2 pseudogenes are annotated in these 762 nt (G+C 63.5%); both read right to left on the minus strand.

The window, feature by feature from the left end:
- Positions 1 to 282, minus strand: a pseudogene (locus EOA27_RS38750) (SH3 domain-containing protein); the annotation flags it as partial.
- A gap of 59 nt (positions 283 to 341) precedes the next feature.
- Positions 342 to 762 (minus strand): annotated as a pseudogene (locus EOA27_RS38755) (metallophosphoesterase family protein); the annotation flags it as partial.

Consider the following 762-nt stretch of genomic DNA (forward strand, 5'->3'; position numbering starts at 1 on the left):
GCCGGTTATGTGGGCGTCCTGCGTGTCCTCGACTTTGCACCAAGGATAATTGTTGACGGTCTTGCAGCCGTAATTCTTGACGGCCGAGCCGTTGGGCAGGCGCGCTTCGATCTTTCCGCCTGACGAAGCGGTAGCGCGAATATTGAGCAGATCGTCCGGCGCGAGACCACCGATGATCGAGATGATTGTGCCTGGCGCATCCTGAGCCAAGGCCGGGAGAGCGGCCAGGCACAAAGGAGCGGCGATCAGCAGCGACGATCGGAGCGTGACTTTGCGCTTCATCCCTCGGCCATAAGCAATGCACTTCAATCGTGGCGCTCAATCCTGGATACGAGCTGCGCTCAATCCTTCATAAAACCGGTCCGCAGCGCATGCGCCCATTCCGGCCTTCCCGCTTGTTCGGCCTGCTTTGCGGCGGCTTCATGGTCGTAGTCGACGGCGATGCTCTCGAAGCGGCTGGGACTGCCGTCCTTGCCGAGCTCGACGATACCATAGCGGGCGTGCGGTGAGCCTTGCTCCGAGACATGCGCCGGCGGCGTGTCGTCGTCATAGGCCGGGCAGCCGACGCTGCCGGGATTGAAGATGACCGGACCGCCGGGAATTTGGATCAGCTCGTTGCGGTGGCTGTGGCCACACAGCACCAGGCGACAGGCCGGATCGAGCGGGTTCAGCCGGCGCCTGATCGCGGCCAGCGGGGCGCGCACCAGCTGGCCATCGACAATGGCGTCGGCGAGATATTTCTCGTCATGGTCCGGCCGGGCG

Source organism: Mesorhizobium sp. M2A.F.Ca.ET.037.01.1.1, from assembly GCF_003998075.1.
GTDB lineage: Bacteria > Pseudomonadota > Alphaproteobacteria > Rhizobiales > Rhizobiaceae > Mesorhizobium.